The organism is Candidatus Pelagibacter sp., assembly GCF_052049935.1.
Taxonomy (GTDB): domain Bacteria; phylum Pseudomonadota; class Alphaproteobacteria; order Pelagibacterales; family Pelagibacteraceae; genus Pelagibacter.
This window is the reverse complement of record NZ_JBNGZA010000003.1, coordinates 123,538-139,224: the sequence shown is the minus strand read 5'-3', so window position 1 is coordinate 139,224 and position 15,687 is coordinate 123,538. Positions and strand designations below refer to the sequence as shown.

At 27.9% G+C, this 15,687-nt stretch carries 22 protein-coding genes; 15 read left to right on the top strand and 7 right to left on the bottom strand.

From position 1 onward, the window contains the following. Positions 1-105 precede the first annotated feature (105 nt). From ACTT90_RS02620 to dnaQ, 5 genes are read left to right on the top strand one after another with little or no spacing between them, the layout of a single operon-like run. The gene (locus ACTT90_RS02620) at positions 106-936 is read left to right on the top strand and encodes a pyruvate, water dikinase regulatory protein (RefSeq protein WP_440937299.1); all 831 of its coding nucleotides are present in this window, start codon (positions 106-108) and stop codon (positions 934-936) included. Next, positions 929-1,519 carry a Maf family protein gene (locus ACTT90_RS02615; protein WP_440937298.1) on the top strand — a complete coding sequence of 197 codons (591 nt, stop codon included), beginning with the start codon at positions 929-931 and terminating at the stop codon, positions 1,517-1,519. The genes ACTT90_RS02620 and ACTT90_RS02615 overlap by 8 nt, the downstream gene beginning before the upstream one ends. Then, the gene (gene aroE / locus ACTT90_RS02610) at positions 1,512-2,309 is read left to right on the top strand and encodes a shikimate dehydrogenase (RefSeq protein ID WP_440937297.1); all 798 of its coding nucleotides are present in this window, start codon (positions 1,512-1,514) and stop codon (positions 2,307-2,309) included. Before ACTT90_RS02615 ends, aroE begins: the two co-directional genes overlap by 8 nt. Continuing rightward, positions 2,302-2,889: a dephospho-CoA kinase gene (gene coaE / locus ACTT90_RS02605; RefSeq protein ID WP_440937296.1), complete on the top strand. Its 588-nt coding sequence runs from the start codon at positions 2,302-2,304 to the stop codon at positions 2,887-2,889. The genes aroE and coaE overlap by 8 nt, the downstream gene beginning before the upstream one ends. Further along, positions 2,870-3,535, top strand: a complete 666-nt coding sequence (dnaQ, locus tag ACTT90_RS02600) for a DNA polymerase III subunit epsilon (protein WP_440937295.1) — start codon at positions 2,870-2,872, stop codon at positions 3,533-3,535. The genes coaE and dnaQ overlap by 20 nt, the downstream gene beginning before the upstream one ends. On the opposite strand, the gene ACTT90_RS02595 is transcribed toward dnaQ, so the two are convergent. Together ACTT90_RS02595 and ACTT90_RS02590 are read right to left on the bottom strand one after the other, a co-directional pair. Then, positions 3,528-3,950 (bottom strand): protein-export chaperone SecB, encoded by a 423-nt coding sequence (locus ACTT90_RS02595; protein ID WP_440937294.1) that lies wholly within the window; start codon positions 3,948-3,950, stop codon positions 3,528-3,530. The two genes, dnaQ and ACTT90_RS02595, sit on opposite strands and share 8 nt — an antisense overlap. Beyond that, positions 3,934-4,359 (bottom strand): FxsA family protein, encoded by a 426-nt coding sequence (locus tag ACTT90_RS02590; RefSeq protein ID WP_440937293.1) that lies wholly within the window; start codon positions 4,357-4,359, stop codon positions 3,934-3,936. Before ACTT90_RS02590 ends, ACTT90_RS02595 begins: the two co-directional genes overlap by 17 nt. Before the next feature lie 57 nt (positions 4,360-4,416). Here ACTT90_RS02590 and ACTT90_RS02585 point away from each other — a divergent pair, with 57 nt between their 5' ends. Together ACTT90_RS02585 and ACTT90_RS02580 are read left to right on the top strand one after the other, a co-directional pair. After that, positions 4,417-5,013, top strand: a complete 597-nt coding sequence (locus ACTT90_RS02585; protein WP_440937292.1) for a Tim44/TimA family putative adaptor protein — start codon at positions 4,417-4,419, stop codon at positions 5,011-5,013. Further along, complete coding sequence (locus tag ACTT90_RS02580) at positions 5,014-5,424, top strand: Smr/MutS family protein (protein WP_440937291.1); 411 nt, start codon at positions 5,014-5,016, stop codon at positions 5,422-5,424. On the opposite strand, the gene hslU is transcribed toward ACTT90_RS02580, so the two are convergent. Then, a complete protein-coding gene (gene hslU / locus ACTT90_RS02575) occupies positions 5,419-6,792 on the bottom strand; it encodes an ATP-dependent protease ATPase subunit HslU (RefSeq protein ID WP_440937290.1) in 1,374 nt (457 codons plus the stop codon). The genes ACTT90_RS02580 and hslU overlap by 6 nt on opposite strands. Then, positions 6,792-7,307, bottom strand: a complete 516-nt coding sequence (gene hslV / locus ACTT90_RS02570; RefSeq protein ID WP_440937289.1) for an ATP-dependent protease subunit HslV — start codon at positions 7,305-7,307, stop codon at positions 6,792-6,794. The genes hslU and hslV overlap by 1 nt, the downstream gene beginning before the upstream one ends. An 89-nt stretch (positions 7,308-7,396) precedes the next feature. Here hslV and hisB point away from each other — a divergent pair, with 89 nt between their 5' ends. From hisB to ACTT90_RS02535, 7 genes are read left to right on the top strand one after another with little or no spacing between them, the layout of a single operon-like run. Beyond that, positions 7,397-7,987 (top strand): imidazoleglycerol-phosphate dehydratase HisB, encoded by a 591-nt coding sequence (gene hisB / locus ACTT90_RS02565; protein ID WP_440930286.1) that lies wholly within the window; start codon positions 7,397-7,399, stop codon positions 7,985-7,987. Positions 7,988-7,992: 5 nt separating this feature from the next. Beyond that, positions 7,993-8,619: an imidazole glycerol phosphate synthase subunit HisH gene (gene hisH, locus ACTT90_RS02560; RefSeq protein ID WP_440937288.1), complete on the top strand. Its 627-nt coding sequence runs from the start codon at positions 7,993-7,995 to the stop codon at positions 8,617-8,619. Continuing rightward, the gene (gene hisA, locus ACTT90_RS02555; RefSeq protein ID WP_440937287.1) at positions 8,620-9,345 is read left to right on the top strand and encodes a 1-(5-phosphoribosyl)-5-[(5-phosphoribosylamino)methylideneamino]imidazole-4-carboxamide isomerase; all 726 of its coding nucleotides are present in this window, start codon (positions 8,620-8,622) and stop codon (positions 9,343-9,345) included. It begins immediately after the preceding gene. Beyond that, positions 9,338-10,093 carry an imidazole glycerol phosphate synthase subunit HisF gene (gene hisF, locus ACTT90_RS02550; RefSeq protein ID WP_440937286.1) on the top strand — a complete coding sequence of 252 codons (756 nt, stop codon included), beginning with the start codon at positions 9,338-9,340 and terminating at the stop codon, positions 10,091-10,093. The genes hisA and hisF overlap by 8 nt, the downstream gene beginning before the upstream one ends. 1 nt (position 10,094) lies before the next feature. Then, positions 10,095-10,367 (top strand): phosphoribosyl-ATP diphosphatase, encoded by a 273-nt coding sequence (hisE, locus tag ACTT90_RS02545; protein ID WP_440937285.1) that lies wholly within the window; start codon positions 10,095-10,097, stop codon positions 10,365-10,367. Beyond that, positions 10,364-10,729: a histidine triad nucleotide-binding protein gene (locus ACTT90_RS02540; RefSeq protein WP_440937284.1), complete on the top strand. Its 366-nt coding sequence runs from the start codon at positions 10,364-10,366 to the stop codon at positions 10,727-10,729. Before hisE ends, ACTT90_RS02540 begins: the two co-directional genes overlap by 4 nt. Next, on the top strand, positions 10,726-11,229 hold the full coding sequence (locus ACTT90_RS02535) for a GNAT family N-acetyltransferase (protein WP_440937283.1): 504 nt from the start codon (positions 10,726-10,728) through the stop codon (positions 11,227-11,229). Before ACTT90_RS02540 ends, ACTT90_RS02535 begins: the two co-directional genes overlap by 4 nt. Here ACTT90_RS02535 and ACTT90_RS02530 read toward each other — a convergent pair. After that, entirely contained in the window at positions 11,226-11,792 is a 567-nt protein-coding gene (locus tag ACTT90_RS02530) for a LolA family protein (RefSeq protein WP_440937282.1), read from the bottom strand. The genes ACTT90_RS02535 and ACTT90_RS02530 overlap by 4 nt on opposite strands. Beyond that, positions 11,782-13,869: a DNA translocase FtsK gene (locus ACTT90_RS02525; protein WP_440937281.1), complete on the bottom strand. Its 2,088-nt coding sequence runs from the start codon at positions 13,867-13,869 to the stop codon at positions 11,782-11,784. The genes ACTT90_RS02530 and ACTT90_RS02525 overlap by 11 nt, the downstream gene beginning before the upstream one ends. Before the next feature lie 60 nt (positions 13,870-13,929). Between ACTT90_RS02525 and ACTT90_RS02520 the strand changes: the two genes are divergently transcribed. Beyond that, on the top strand, positions 13,930-14,991 hold the full coding sequence (locus ACTT90_RS02520) for a ubiquinone biosynthesis protein UbiB (protein WP_440937280.1): 1,062 nt from the start codon (positions 13,930-13,932) through the stop codon (positions 14,989-14,991). Here the strand turns inward: ACTT90_RS02520 and ACTT90_RS02515 are convergent, their stop codons facing one another. Next, a complete protein-coding gene (locus ACTT90_RS02515) occupies positions 14,992-15,639 on the bottom strand; it encodes an LON peptidase substrate-binding domain-containing protein (protein ID WP_440937279.1) in 648 nt (215 codons plus the stop codon). Positions 15,640-15,687: the final 48 nt, after the last annotated feature.

The window sequence follows — 15,687 nt, the reverse complement described above, 5'->3', positions numbered from 1 at the left end:
ATATTTTCAAAATGTTAATAAAACCCTTATTTTTCAATAAATTTAAATAAAAAATAAATTTGTTAAATTTGATTAAAATATTACAAAGATATTAACAGGATATACATGAGTAATACTTACCAAATTTTTCTAATTTCTGACTCAACAGGTGAAACATTAGATAGAATTTTTTTGTCTCTTAAAGCGCAGTTTCAAAACATAGAGTATAAGGTTAATTCATATTCATTTACAAGAACTGAGAACCAAGTGTTAAAAATACTTGATATTGCTAAAAAAGAGAAAAATTCAATTATTTTATATACAATAGTTGATAATAATTTAGCTAAATTTTTAGCAAATAAGAGTGATGAAAAAAAAATTCCATGTTTTGGTGTTTTAGGAAGTTTAATATTAAGTTTTTCAAAATTATTTAATCAAAAAGCTTCTCATGAGCCGAGCGGTCAACATGTTTTAAATGAGGAGTATTATGATCGTATTGAAGCTATACAATACACAATGAACCATGATGACGGAAATCTTCTTAATGATATTGAAAAATCTGATATTATCTTATTGGGTGTAAGTAGAACAAGTAAAACTCCAACATCAATTTATCTAGCAAACAAAGGTTTTAAAACAGCAAATATTCCTTTAGTTAATCAAAAGTCAATTCCGGATATTTTAAAAAAAGAGCCACAAAATTTTTGTGTAATAGGGCTCACCACAGAAGCAGAAAGACTAGTAGATATAAGAAAAAATAGAATGAATTCTCTCAAAGAAACTAAAAGTCAAGACTATACAGATTTAGAAAAAATTAAGAAAGAAGTACAAGACGCAAAAGAATTATTTAAAAAATATAGTTGGCCATCAATTGATGTTACAAGAAAATCAGTAGAGGAAACAGCAGCATCGATTATTAAAATTCATGATATATACATAAGTAAACAAAATGGATAGAAAAATAATTTTAGCCTCCAAAAGCAAAGTTAGAAAAGAAATTCTTAATAAAAATGGTTTAAATTGTGAAGTCCAACCATCAAATGTTGATGAAGATATTATTAAAGAAAGTTTAGAAAAACAGAAGGCATCACCCGAAGAAGTTTCAAAAAGTTTAGCAGAATTAAAAGCAAATAAAGTAAGTCAAAAATTTACTGATGAATTTGTGATAGGAGCAGATAGTGTAATTGATCTTAAGGGTAAAGTAATTTCAAAGCCTACAGACAGAGATCAAGCATATAAAATCTTAAAAAGTCTAAATGGGAAAACACATTATTTGATTAGCTCAGTTTGTATCTCAAAAGGCGGGAATATGATTTGGAATTTCACTGATAAAGCTTCATTAACAATGAAAAGTATGACGGAAAAGGAAATGAAAGAATATCTATCTAAGATAAGTGATGAAGCTTTATATGCTTATAATGTGTATCAAATTGAAGGATTAGGAAGATCTTTATTTTCCAAGATAGAAGGAAATGAAAATACAATTATGGGTCTACCTGTTGAAAAAATAAAAGATTATTTAAAAAATTATAATGAATAAAAATTATCTCATCATCGGCAACCCTGTAGAACATTCTCTTTCACCAAAAATTCATAATTTTTGGTTTAATAAAAATAATATTAACGCTACTTATGAAAAAGAAACTTTATCAGAAGATAAACTTGAAAATTTAGTTAAGAGAATAAAGGAAGAAGATATAAGTGGAGCCAATATCACCGTCCCATTCAAACAAAAGATAATACCTTTTCTTGATAAGTTATCAGATCTCGCAAAAAAAACTCAATCAGTGAACACATTATATAAGAAGGATGATCTAGTGATTGGTGATAATACTGATGTGTATGGTTTTTCACAATCAATTTTAAATCATAACATTAACCTAAAAAATAAGGATGCACTTATCATAGGTGCTGGTGGGGTAGTTCCATCTGTAATAACTGCGCTGGAAGATCTATCAATAGGAAAAATTTATATAAAAAATAGAACAAAAGAAAAGTTATTAAAATTAAAAGAAACATTTATTAATTTAAACTCTTTGGAATGGGATCAAGAGACCGATTGCAATATCGTAATAAATGCTACTAGTCTTGGATTAAAGCCAAATGATCAAATAAACTTAAACTTTGATAATTTGAAAAATAAAATAATTTTTTATGATACAATTTATAATCCGCCTGTGACTAATTTTTTAAAGAATGCAAAAGATAAGGGGCACGTCACCATAAACGGAAAGCTCATGTTGCTTTTACAAGCTCAAAAAGCGTTTGAAATTTGGACCGGAATTAATCCCAAAATAGATGAAAAATTTTTGAATTATTTAAATGATTAGAATAGCATTAGTAGGTGATATTGGATCTGGTAAAAGTTATTTTTCCAAATTATTTAAATTTCCTGTTTTTAATGCAGATTTAGAGGTAACTAAAATTTATGGAAAAGATAAAAATTTTAATAAATTAATTAGAAAAAAATTTCCTCAACAGACTTTCTCTTTCCCACTAAAAAAAGAGGAACTTATAAGATGTATTTTATCTAATCCAGGAAATTTAAAAAGAATCACAAAAATTGTGCATCCAATAGTTAGAAAAAAACTAAACATATTTCTAAAGAGGAATAAAAATAAAAAATTTGTGGTTTTAGATATCCCACTTTATCTAGAGAATAAACTTCAATTAAAAAATGATGTGATTGTTTACATAGACTCTAAAAATAAAGATATAAAATCTAGGTTATCAAAAAGAAAGAGTTTTAATAACAAATTGCTAAAGTTATTCAAAAAAATTCAACTTCCTTTATTAGCAAAAAAAAAGAAATCTGATTTTATAATTAAAAATAATTTTACTACAAAAAAAGCTAAAAGATCTGTAAAATATATACTTACACAATTAAGACATGAAAGAAATAATACTTGATACGGAAACTACAGGTTTAAATGTTAAAGATGGACACAGGATTGTTGAAATTGGATGTGTAGAATTAGAAGATTTGATTCCAACTAAAAAAACATTTCACTGTTATTTAAATCCAGAGAGAAAGGTTTCAGAAAAAGCTTTTGAAGTTCATGGCTATACAGATGAATTTTTATCGAAACAAAAAAAATTTTCAGATGTAGTTGATAATTTTCTCAACTTTATTCAAGGCAAAAGACTAGTAATTCACAACGCAGAGTTTGATATGGGTCATTTAAATAATGAAATGTTAATTCTTGGAAAGAATAAAATTAATAATGAAATTGTGGATACCCTTATTTTGGCAAGAGATAAATTTCCAGGCTCACCTATTAATTTAGATTCTTTATGTAAACGATATAGAATAGACAATTCTAGAAGAACAAAGCATACGGCTTTGATAGACTGTGATTTATTGGCCAAAGTTTATATCAATCTTTTAGATCAAAAAGAACCAACTTTGGATTTTCAAAGTGAAAATAATAATAAAGCAGAGATAAATGATAATAAAATTCAATATTTTAAAAAAATTATTAAACCATCAGAAGAAGAAATTAATCTACATAAAAGCTTTTTAAGAAACAGCTTAAAAAAGAATTTTTTTAATTAAATCTTGAATTATAGAGTTGTTCAAAATCTATCTTTTTTTCTAGTTTAATTCCTGGATGACCTGAATTATGCACTAAATTTAGAAAGGTTTTTTCCAAATCAGGATAAATTTTATTTTGAACGTCGCACAGTATTATTTTTTCTAATTCTTTCTTTTCTTTCACTTCATCATCTACACGAATTATAGTCGCATAAACAATTTCAAAATAAGATTTTTTTTCACTAGGTTCCTTATCTTCAAATTTTATTGTGGTGTTTATTTCAACTAATTTATTTTTTAAAGGCTTGGAGGTAATATCGATATTTAAATGATATTTTGTAATTTGATCTTTTACAAAAATATAAGTTTCGATATCAGGTGTCTCACTAGATAAATCTTTTATATATTGACCTAAAATTTTATATTTTTCTGTCATGGTCTTCCTCTATATCCTCAAATTCTCCCTCAATAAAATTCTTTTTTTCAGTTTTTCTGTTTTCATAATTTTTTCTGAAACGACTGAATAATAGTTTTCTTGTAGGTGGAAAAATTAGTAGAAAACCTAAAATATCAGTGGCAAACCCAGGAATAATCAACAATATTGCTGCAAATGCGATTGCAGCACCAGAAATTAATTCGTATGCAGGTAATTGATTTCTAACCGCATTGGTTAATCCTGATTTAATTGTATTTAACCCTTCATGTTTTGCGTAATAAACACCAACAACAGCTGTAAAAAATATTAAAAAAATTGTTTTAAAGGCTCCAATTTGAGATCCTATCTTAATAAATAGATAAATTTCGATGATTGGAACTAGAATAATTGATAATAATAGTGTGTTCATTTGACTTTAATGTAATTTGTTGGTTGAAATAATCAACATAGTAATTACTATTAATCAATGAATTACAGCTTCGAATACATAGATATAATTTTACTTGCGATGATTGCAGGTTTTATTTTTTTAAGATTAAGAGGTATTCTAGGAAGAAGAAGCGGCTTTGAGGGAAAACCAGGAACACAATTTGAAAAAATTTTAAAAGATGTTCAAAAAGAAAATCAACCTAAACCTAGAGAAAATTTTGATGATGTAGCACAAAAGGAATTTATTACAGGTGCTAAAATTGCATACGAAACTATTATTACCGACTTTAGTGACAGTGATAATAAGTTAACCACAAGTAAACTGTTATTAAGTAAAGAAATTTATAGCCAATTTAATGAAGCTTTAAAAGAACGAGACAAAAGAGGTCATACCGCAGAGATTACATTCATCGGCGTCAATTCAGCAACAATAAAAGAACATAAAAAAGAAGATAATTTTTTAAAAGTTACCGTAGATTTTGTAAGCGAAGTTATCACTTGCATTAGAGATAAAGAAAAAAAAATTATATCCGGTGATCCTGAGAAAATTAAAAAAATATATGACACTTGGATTTTTTCAAGAGACACAAGATCAAATAATCCAAATTGGCAACTAATAGAAACCCTGACATAATTGAGTAAAATTTCAGATCAAGATAAGAAAGATTGGCAAAATTTTTTATCTAAAAAAGAAAAATTACCCAACAAAGATTTAGTCAAATTAAATAGAGAAAACGGTAAAAGTTCTGAAATTGACTTACATGGATTTACATTAGATGAAGCAAACAAGAAAATTGAAAAATTCATTCTTGATAGTTATGAAAATGGTTTTAATAAACTAAGAATAGTAACGGGTAAGGGGTTACATTCTAATAACGAAAAGGATCCTTACGTATCAAAAGATTTAAGTATTTTAAGATATTCTGTTCCCGAATATATAAAGAACAATAATGAGTTAATGAATTTGATTACAGAATTTAAAGAGGCTAACATTCAAGAAGGTGGGGAGGGGGCTTTCTATATTTTTTTAAGAAAAAAATTATAAAATAAATTTAGAAAGATCAGAGTCTTTTACTAAAGTATCTAAATTTTTATCAATATAAGTTTTGTTAATTACAATTTTTTCCCCAGATCTATCTGTTGCTGTAAAACTTATATCATCTAATATTTTCTCAATTATAGTGTGTAATCTACGAGCACCAATATTTTCAACGGTTGCATTTACTTCTGATGCAATGTTTGCAATTCTATCTATTCCATCTTCAGAAAATTCAAGTTCGACATTTTCAGTTTTAAGAAGTGCTACATATTGTTTTATTAAACTATAATCTGGTTCTTTAAGAATTCTTTTAAAATCATCACTAGTTAATGCTTCTAGCTCTACTCTGATTGGTAATCTTCCTTGTAATTCTGGTAAAAGATCAGAAGGTTTTGCAAGCTGAAATGCCCCAGAAGCGATGAATAAAATATGGTCTGTTTTGATTGGTCCATATTTTGTATTAACTGTTGTTCCTTCAATTAAAGGCAATAAATCTCTTTGAACACCTTCTCTTGAAACATCGCCACCAACTCTATCAGTTCTTGCTGAAATCTTATCTATTTCATCTAAAAAAACTATTCCATTATTTTCCGTAGAAATCTTAGCTGCTTTTATAATTTTATCTTGTTCAATTAATTTATCAGATTCATCATTTATTAAAATTTCATGAGACTCTTTTACTGTCATTTTTCTTTTCTTTTCTTTAGGTCCCATTGATTTCCCAAGCATATCACTAATATTGATCATACCTATGTTTGCACCTGGCATACCAGGAATTTCAAAAGAGGCACCATTTCCTCCACTTACATCGCTCACAGCAATTTCAATTTCGTTATCGTCTAAATCACCATTTCTCAATCTCTGTCTAAAACTTTCTCTTGTAGCAGGACTAGCTTTTTTACCAACCAAAGCATCCAATACTTTCTCTTCAGCCATTTTTTGAGCTTTGGCCTTAACTTCTTTTCTTTTTTTAACTTTCTCCATTGAAATGGCAATTTCAATTAAATCTCTTACGATTTGTTCTACGTCTCTTCCTACATATCCAACTTCAGTAAATCTTGTTGCTTCAACCTTCACAAAAGGTGCTTCGGCTAGTTTAGATAACCTTCTGGAAATTTCAGTTTTTCCAACTCCGGTTGGTCCAATCATTAAAATATTTTTTGGTAAAACTTCATTTTTCATTTCACCATCAAGCGCTTGTCTCCTCCATCTATTTCTCAAAGCAACAGCTACTGCTCTTTTAGCTTTGTTTTGTCCAACTACAAATCTATCTAACTCTGAAACTATTTCTCTTGGTGATAAAGAACTTCCAAGTGAAGCTTCATTTTTTTTATTATCTTTTGGATGAAGTTGAGTAACGTTTGATTTATCCATTATATTTTTTCAATTTTGACATTATCGTTTGTAAATACGCATATATCTGCTGCCACTTTAATTGCTTTCTTTGCAACATCTTCTGCCGTCATATCAGTTTCCATTAAAACCTTACCAGCAGCTAAAGCATAGTTGCCGCCAGAACCTATTCCAATTACATCACCTTCTGGTTCAAGAACATCACCGGTTCCAGATATAATATAACTATTATTTTTATCACCCACTGCCATTAGTGCTTCTAATCTTCTTAAATACTTATCTGTACGCCAGTCTTTTGCAAGTTCAACAGCCGCTCTTGATAAATTCCCAGCATGTTTTTCTAGCTTTCCCTCAAGCCTTTCAAATAGAGTTAAAGCGTCAGCTGTCGATCCAGCAAAACCTGCAACGACATCTCTTTTTTCAATTTTTCTAACCTTTGATGCTGTACTTTTAACTACGGTATTGCCCATACTAACTTGACCATCACCAGCAACCACTACATCATTATTTTTTCTAACTAATACTATTGTAGTCATAATTATAAGATGGATATTAATTTTTATTCTTCAAGATGTGATTACTGATATTGATATATTTCTTAATCCATATATACCTTTATTTACATATGGCCAGAAAAGGTAAAATTGCGAGAAAAACAAAAGAAACAAGCATTAGCGTTGAAGTAAATATTGATGGTAAGGGTAAATACGAAATTGACACTGGCATAGGATTTTTAGATCATATGTTAGAACAATTATCAAAGCACTCATTAATAGATTTAAAAGTAAAAGCTAAAGGTGATACTCATATTGATCTTCATCACACAACAGAAGATACTGGTATTGCTATAGGTGAAGCTCTTAAAAAGGCAGCAAAAAAATTTGTTGGCATAAAAAGATATGCTCACGCGATGATACCAATGGATGAGACTTTAACCAGAGTAGCAGTTGATGTATCAAATAGACCCTATTTAATTTGGAAAGTAAAAGTTAAAGTTGAAAAATTAGGTGAGATGGATACTGAGCTATTTAAAGAGTGGTTTCAAGCTTTCTCTCAAGCAGCAGGAGTTACTTTGCATGTAGAAAATATTTATGGAGAAAATAGCCATCATATAATTGAGTCTTGTTATAAAGGTTTAGCAAGATCATTAAGAACAGCATTAGAAATGGATCCAAGAAATAAAAAATCAATTCCATCAACTAAGGGCTCTTTATAAATTTAATGAATGTCACAATTGTTGACTACAATTCAGGCAATATAAGTTCAGTAGTAAATTCTTTTAAAGAAGTTGCAAAAAACAAAATAGATCTTGAAGTCACCTCAGATATACAAAAAATAAGATCCAGTGATAAACTTGTTTTGCCGGGACAAGGCTCATTTAAGAGCTGTATAGATGCCTTAAATGCTATAAATGGACTTCCAGAAACACTAAATGAATTTGTGATAAATGATAAGAAACCACTTCTTGGAATATGTGTTGGTTTGCAAATGTTTGCAGATGTTGGATATGAAGAAACGGAAACTAAAGGACTTGGCTGGATACCGGGCAAAGTTTCAAAAATAGATAACCAAAGTGGAAAGTTCAAACTACCTCACATTGGTTGGAATCAAATTAAAATAGTCAAAGATAGTAAAATTTATAAAGATATAGAGAATAATTCTCACATGTATTTCGTGCATAGTTATGAATTTTTGCCAAATGATAGAAATGTAATTTCAGCTACAACTGATTATTCATCAAATATTGTTTGTTCTGTTGAAAAAGAAAATATTTTTGGAACGCAATTTCACCCAGAAAAAAGTGATAAGATTGGTTTAAAAATAATTGATAACTTTATTAATTTATAAATGAAAATTTTTCCTGCAATAGACATTAAAGATAGAAAATGCGTAAGATTAATCAAAGGAGACTTTGGTAAAAAAACTGAGTATGAAATATCACCAGTTGAACAAGCAGGTAAATACAAAGATCATGGATTTAAAAATTTACATATAGTTGATTTAGATGGTGCTTTAACTGGTGAAACAATTAATTTAAATATTATCCAGGAGATAGTATCTAAATTCGACCTAAAAATTGAAATCGGCGGAGGAATAAGAAATTATGAAAGTATTAAGAAATATACTGAGGTAGGTGTTGAAAAAGTTATCTTGGGAAGCGCCGCTATAAAAGATAAAAATTTTTTTAAGCAGGCGTGTGAAAAATTTCCAAATAAAATAGCCCTAGGTTTGGATGCTAAAGATGGTTATTTATCTGTTTCAGGATGGAAAGAAAATTCAAATCAATTAACTTTAGATTATTTAAAGGAAGTAAATGATTATGGTGCAAGTAGACTGATTTATACTGATATTAATAGAGACGGCATGAAACAAAGCCCCAATTTTGAGGAAACGGCTAAGGTTGCCAGCACCTCAAAGTGCCCAGTGGTTATATCTGGTGGAGTTTCTTCAATTGATGATGTTAAAAAAGCTAAAGAATTAAGTAATAAAAATATTGAAGGTATTATAGTTGGAAAAGCTATTTACGATGGAGATATCAAACTTGAAGAGTTGGTTAAAGAATTAGATGCTTAAAAATAGGATTATACCATGTTTAGATGTCAAAAATGGCAGAGTTGTAAAAGGAATTAATTTCGTTGATCTTAAAGATGCTGGTGACCCAGTTGAACAAGCCAGGATCTATAGTGATAATGGTGCGGATGAGATTTGTTTTTTGGATATTACAGCTTCTAATGAAAATAGAGATACAATTTATGAAGTAGTTAAAGAAACTTCAAAAAGATGTTTTGTTCCCCTAACAGTTGGGGGTGGAGTAAGAAGTGTTGATGATATCAATAAGTTATTAAATTGTGGTGCTGATAAAGTTTCTTTAAATACCGCTGCTGTACAAAATCCAAGTGTAGTTATAGAAAGTTCAAAGAAATTTGGCTCCCAATGTATCGTAGTTGCAATAGATGCTAAAAAAAATAATGAAAGTTGGGAGATCTTCACTCATGGTGGAAGAAATAGTACAGGAATTGATGCTATTGATTTCGCTATTTTAATGGAAAAAAATGGAGCAGGAGAGCTTTTGGTGACTTCAATGGACAGAGACGGTACACAGAAAGGATACGACATTGATTTGATGTCATCAATATCATCATCAGTTAATATACCCGTTATAGCTTCTGGGGGTGTTGGTAATTTAGAACATTTAGTTGAAGGTATAAAAACTGGAAAAGCTAGCGCTGTTTTAGCTGCCTCTATTTTTCATTATGGAAAATATTCTATTAAAGAATCAAAGGAATATTTGGACTCGAAGGGAATACCTGTTAGAATTTGATATGCTTGGTACACTTGAACATTTATTTAAATTAGCAAGAGAGCGAAAAGAAAATCCAATTGATGGGTCTTACACAAATAAATTATTATCAGACACTTCGTTGAGTAAAGCAAAGGTCATTGAAGAAATTGATGAATTAATAGAAGCTGTAGAGAAAAATACGAATAAAATACATGAAGCAGCAGATGTTTTTTATCACTTAACAATGTATTTAGAAGCTAATGGTATAAAAATTGAAGAAGTGATGGGTGAATTGGAAAAAAGAAAAAAATGACATACGATGAAAATAACATTTTCGCGAAAATACTTAGAGGTGAGATTCCTTGTAACAAAATATATGAAGATGATTTTGTTTTGTCATTTCACGATATTAATCCACAAAAAAAAATTCATGCTTTAGTAATTCCGAAAGGCAAATATATAGATCTAGATGATTTCAGTGAGAATGCTTCCCCTGAAGAGATAGTAGGTTTGTTAAAAGGAATTAACTCAGTTGCAAAGAAACTTGGTATTTCTGTAGACACAGGAAAAGGTTATAGAGCTTTAGCAAATATAAATGAACATGGTGGCCAAGAAGTGCCACATCTTCACTTTCATTTATTTGGGGGTGAAAGAGTTGGCAAGATGGTAGAGTGACATTAGAAATTAAAAGAAGCTATCTTGAGATAAAATCTTTGGATGATTTAAATGACTCGTCTAAACCTTCAGAAAACTATTATATTGAATTAATTAAAGAACCAGATTTTCAATTAAATAAGTTTTTTTATAAAAATGTTGGAAAAAAATATAGATGGACGGACAGACTAATTTGGACTGATATCCAATGGATTGAATATATAAATAATAAAAATTTAAAAACTTTTGTATTAAAAAATGAAAAAGATTTAGCGGGATATTTTGAAATTATTTATCATCCATTAAAAAACGAAAAAGAAATAGCTTACTTTGGCTTATTAGAAGAATATCATAATAAAAAATTAGGATCATATTTTCTGTCATGTGGGATTAAAGAAGCTTTTAAAGAAAACATATCAAGGTTATGGCTTCACACATGTACTCTAGATCATAAAAATGCATTAAACAATTATTTGGCAAGAGGAATGAAGGTTTTTAAGGAAGAAACTATAAGAGTTTAGTCTGTTCTCTTTGGCAATAAAAATAGTTTTTTATTTAAAATCTGATTTTCTAAAATATTTGAAATAGTTGTTAAGTTTTTGTTTTGATAGATATCAGTAATCTCCCAACCATTTAAATTTTTCGTTTTTTTATCGAAAAAAATATTTATTTTTTTATTATTCTCAATAATTTGAAATCGTATAATATTTTTATCTTCTTGGCTGGCATCAAGCTGTTCTATTTTGTTAATTAAAAATTCTTTATCTAACACTAAATTAAGGGGAGTCCTTTCTAATGGATATAGATAATATGCACCTGAGTTTTTAACTTTAATTACTAATGATTTTCCATTTGAAACAAGAATTTTTCCTTTTTTATCAAAATACTCACAAAAAATTTTCTTTGGATAGAAAATTGTACAATTGCCTTTTTCAATTTTCTCATTGATTTTTTGAATAAAATCAAAGTTTATATTTTCAGTTTGTTTAAGTTTATTTATAACATCAATCTTAATAGATGCATCCGCAGCTAAAATTTGAAAAAAAAAAATGATTAAAGAAAAATATTTTTTATTAAAGAACATCTCTTTTTCCAACATGGTTAGCTTTACTAACAATTCCGTCAACTTCCATCATATCCATTATTCTTGCAGCACGATTATAACCAATTTGAAGTTTTCTCTGAAGAAATGAGGTTGATGCTTTGCCTTCACTCTTCACTATATCTATTGCAGATTGATACAATTCATCCTTGTCATCAGTATTCTGAACACTTCCTGTGTCTTTTTCATCAGCAAAATTCAGTATTTCATCAACATAATCTGGCTCTGCTTGAGACCTGATAAAGTTATTTATTTTTTCAATTTCATTTTCAGATACAAATGGAGAATGAATTCTAACTATTCTATTAGCTGATGACATATATAGCATATCACCTTTGCCTAATAGTTGTTCGGCACCTTGTTCACCGAGAATTGTCCTGCTATCAATTTTTGAAGTAACTTGAAAAGAAATTCTTGTAGGAAAATTAGCCTTAATAGTTCCAGTAATTACATCAACACTTGGTCTTTGTGTTGCCATTATGATGTGGATACCAGCTGCTCTTGCCATTTGCGATAATTTTTGAATATAATTTTCTATTTCTTTTCCAGCAACCAACATTAGATCTGACATTTCATCAACAACTACGACTATGTATGGCATAGGAAGTTTGTGTTTTGCATTATAACCATCAATGTTTCTCACATTTTCTTTAGTCATTAGTCTGTACCTACTCTCCATTTCTTTTACAACCCAGCCTAATACAGATGCTGCTTTTTTAGCTTCAGTAATCACAGGACATAATAAATGAGGCAAACCTTCATATGTTGAAAGCTCTAACATTTTGGGATCAATTAAAATAAATTTGCATTTGTCAGGAGAATGGCGATAGAGAAGAGAAAGAATAATTGTATTAATACAAACAGATTTTCCTGAACCAGTAGTGCCAGCAATTAACAAGTGAGGCATGGCTGATAAATCACCTGTTAAAGGAGTTCCTGATATACTTTTTCCTAAAGCAATAGGTAATTTGATGTCTTTTTTTTTAAAATCAGAATTATCCAAAATTTCACTAAGATAAACATTTTCTCTACTAGGATTAGGAAGCTCAATACCAATTGTGCTACTTCCTGGAATGGTTGAAATTCTAGCTGACTCAGAACTGGTATTTCTTGCAATGTCATCTGATAGATTAATAATTTTTGAGACTTTTACACCAGCTGCTGGTTCAAATTCGTTTAATGTCACAACAGGACCTTGACTTGCTTTTTTAATTTTACCACTAACACCAAAATCTAAAAGAATTTTTTCTAAAAAATCAGAGTTATAGTTTTGATTTTTATCTAAATTATTTCTTTCAGAATTTGTTGGAATTTTAAGTAGTTTTAATTCTGGCAGTTTATATTTTAATTTATTTTCACCAATATTTTTATTCTCTTTTATAAAAGGCAAATCTTCTTGTATTAAATTTTTGATTTGGTCTTGAGGTATATACTCGTCAATTATTTCACTTTTGTTTGTATAGTTTTTTTGTTCTTTTGAAAAAAAATAAAGAAAAATTTTTTTGATTATTTGAAATGATGGTTTTAATTTGAAATTTATGCTTAATAAAAATAATGAAAAAATCAATAATATTAAAATATAAAATGAAATATTTTTATTAAATAAAAAAAGATTCCCCAGAAATGAATGTGATAGAAATTCTCCAACAAAGCCCCCATTTCCATTTATATATAAATCAAAAGTTTCATTAAAAAATAAATTAAAAAAAATAGTGCCAAATATTAAATAAATTATACTAAAAAATATATTTTCAACTGCAAAAAAAATTTGTTTCGATTTAAAAATATTTACTCCTGTAAAAATAAAAGTGAAAGGCAATAAATAAGAAATGAGCCCAAATGATTGAAATAATACATCAGATATAAAACTACCTTGAAAACCTAGTAGATTGTTTATTTTTTTAGAATCAGGAAATATGAAATTGGGATCTTCTGGAGAATAAGATGTAAGAGCAATTAATAAAAGAAATCCTGTGAAAACAAAAATTATACCTAAAATTTCTAATATTCTTCGTGTGGTAAAGTTAATTATTGAGCTTGTTAAAGTTTTAATATTCATACAAATGAATCAAATTTATCACTTTGTATCATCTAATTTTTATTGTTAAAATTAAATTATATGATCATTGGTATTATAGGACAAAATCTTACTAGTTTAGTATTAGCTAATGCTCTCGTAAAAATAGGATTACGTGTAGAGTTAATTGTTGATAAAAAAACTAAGAATTATCCTAAGTCAAGAACGCTTGGAATTTCAAAATCAAATGAAGATTTTATTAGTAAAAATATTTGTAATATTAATAATTTTTCTTGGAAAATTAAGAAAATTAAAATTTTTGAAAACAATAATTTAAATAAAGAATTAATAAAGTTTCAAAATAATGATTATCTATTTTCAATCTTAAAAAACCATCAGCTGTATGATAATTTGATAAAAAAGTTAAAAGATAATAGTAAATTTAAAGAAAAGAAAATTTTTGATAGTAAAAAATATAATTTAATAATAAATACTGACTCAACACACTCTTTAACAAGAAAGTTTTTTTCAAAAAAAATAAAGAAAAATTATTATTCAAACGCCTATACCACTGTAATTAAACACAAAAAAATTGTAAACGATCAAGCAATTCAAGTTTTTACTAAAAATGGACCAATAGCTTTTTTGCCTATTTCAAATAATGAAACATCGTTGGTTTATTCATATAATGGTAAAATAAAATTGAGCAAAACAAAGTTTATTGAACTTATTAATAGATATAATACTAAGTTTAATATTATAAAATTTAATGAAGTTAATTTCTTTCCATTAAAATCTTCAAATTTGCGTTCATATTATTACAAAAATATTTTAGCATTTGGAGATATCTTGCATCAAATTCATCCTTTAGCTGGACAAGGATTTAATATGACTATTAGAGACATAAAAATACTATTAAAAATTATTAAAAATAAAGTTGAACTTGGTTTACCTATTGATCAATCAGTAAATGCAGATTTTGAAAAAAAAACTAAATCTAAAAATTATTTATTTTCAAAAGGAATAGACATGATCTATGAATTTTTTAATTTGCAAGGAAAACTAAATAGCAAATTTATTAATCAAACAATTTTATACATGGGAAAAAATCGAAATTTAAATAAAGCATTTAAAATGATTGCAGATACAGGTTCTTTATTTTGATTACTGTATTGTAGTATTATTATAATTATCGTACGAATATGTTGATAAAATTTCAGCAATCTTAGTTTTTCTTTGTTCCAAGTTTTTTGACTCTAAAAGAATTTGTTTTTCTTCTAATGAAAATGGTGATGCCATTGCCAAAGCATTTATTGTTTCATTCAAGCTTTGTTTTTCTAAAGCTTTCCAATTTATAATAAATCCTCTTTTTTCAAATAGAGTTTTAAGATCTTTAAAAATAAGTTCTAAATCTGAGAATTTGATTTCTTCTTTCTTTTCCAAAAGATCTTCTTCAAAATCGTTATATTTGACTTCACATTCACGGTATTGCTTTTGATTATGTAATTCACTTAAAATCTCAAACCTAACTAACCCTTTTAATTCAATTAAAAACCTTTTGTCTTCTGTTTCTCTAAAACTAACAATTTTACCCAAGCAACCAACATCATGTAAATCTGGAATTAAGCTATCTGTTTCTTTTGATTTTTTTGGTTGTATCATGCCTATTAACTTGTTCGAACTCATACTGTCATTTATCATTTCAATATATCGAGGTTCAAAAATATTTAATGGAACAGCTGTTTTGGGAAAAATTATAAAATTACTTATAGGGAAAACAGGTATAATTGATGGTAGATCTTTTATTTTCATAAATTTTAAATAATATTAAATTATAACAACATATAATTAATATTTAAA

Excerpts from the sequence above, each read along its gene's own strand:
- ACTT90_RS02620 (WP_440937299.1), top strand. The coding sequence starts at position 106 with ATGAGTAATACTTACCAAATTTTTCTAATTTCTGACTCAACAGGTGAA.
- ACTT90_RS02615 (WP_440937298.1), top strand. The coding sequence starts at position 929 with ATGGATAGAAAAATAATTTTAGCCTCCAAAAGCAAAGTTAGAAAAGAA.
- aroE (WP_440937297.1), top strand. The coding sequence starts at position 1,512 with ATGAATAAAAATTATCTCATCATCGGCAACCCTGTAGAACATTCTCTT.
- coaE (WP_440937296.1), top strand. The coding sequence starts at position 2,302 with ATGATTAGAATAGCATTAGTAGGTGATATTGGATCTGGTAAAAGTTAT.
- dnaQ (WP_440937295.1), top strand. The coding sequence starts at position 2,870 with ATGAAAGAAATAATACTTGATACGGAAACTACAGGTTTAAATGTTAAA.
- ACTT90_RS02595 (WP_440937294.1), bottom strand. The coding sequence starts at position 3,950 with ATGACAGAAAAATATAAAATTTTAGGTCAATATATAAAAGATTTATCT.
- ACTT90_RS02590 (WP_440937293.1), bottom strand. The coding sequence starts at position 4,359 with ATGAACACACTATTATTATCAATTATTCTAGTTCCAATCATCGAAATT.
- ACTT90_RS02585 (WP_440937292.1), top strand. The coding sequence starts at position 4,417 with ATGAATTACAGCTTCGAATACATAGATATAATTTTACTTGCGATGATT.
- hslU (WP_440937290.1), bottom strand. The coding sequence starts at position 6,792 with ATGGATAAATCAAACGTTACTCAACTTCATCCAAAAGATAATAAAAAA.
- hslV (WP_440937289.1), bottom strand. The coding sequence starts at position 7,307 with ATGACTACAATAGTATTAGTTAGAAAAAATAATGATGTAGTGGTTGCT.
- hisB (WP_440930286.1), top strand. The coding sequence starts at position 7,397 with ATGGCCAGAAAAGGTAAAATTGCGAGAAAAACAAAAGAAACAAGCATT.
- hisH (WP_440937288.1), top strand. The coding sequence starts at position 7,993 with ATGAATGTCACAATTGTTGACTACAATTCAGGCAATATAAGTTCAGTA.
- hisA (WP_440937287.1), top strand. The coding sequence starts at position 8,620 with ATGAAAATTTTTCCTGCAATAGACATTAAAGATAGAAAATGCGTAAGA.
- hisF (WP_440937286.1), top strand. The coding sequence starts at position 9,338 with ATGCTTAAAAATAGGATTATACCATGTTTAGATGTCAAAAATGGCAGA.
- hisE (WP_440937285.1), top strand. The coding sequence starts at position 10,095 with ATGCTTGGTACACTTGAACATTTATTTAAATTAGCAAGAGAGCGAAAA.
- ACTT90_RS02540 (WP_440937284.1), top strand. The coding sequence starts at position 10,364 with ATGACATACGATGAAAATAACATTTTCGCGAAAATACTTAGAGGTGAG.
- ACTT90_RS02530 (WP_440937282.1), bottom strand. The coding sequence starts at position 11,792 with ATGTTCTTTAATAAAAAATATTTTTCTTTAATCATTTTTTTTTTTCAA.
- ACTT90_RS02525 (WP_440937281.1), bottom strand. The coding sequence starts at position 13,869 with ATGAATATTAAAACTTTAACAAGCTCAATAATTAACTTTACCACACGA.
- ACTT90_RS02520 (WP_440937280.1), top strand. The coding sequence starts at position 13,930 with ATGATCATTGGTATTATAGGACAAAATCTTACTAGTTTAGTATTAGCT.
- ACTT90_RS02515 (WP_440937279.1), bottom strand. The coding sequence starts at position 15,639 with ATGAAAATAAAAGATCTACCATCAATTATACCTGTTTTCCCTATAAGT.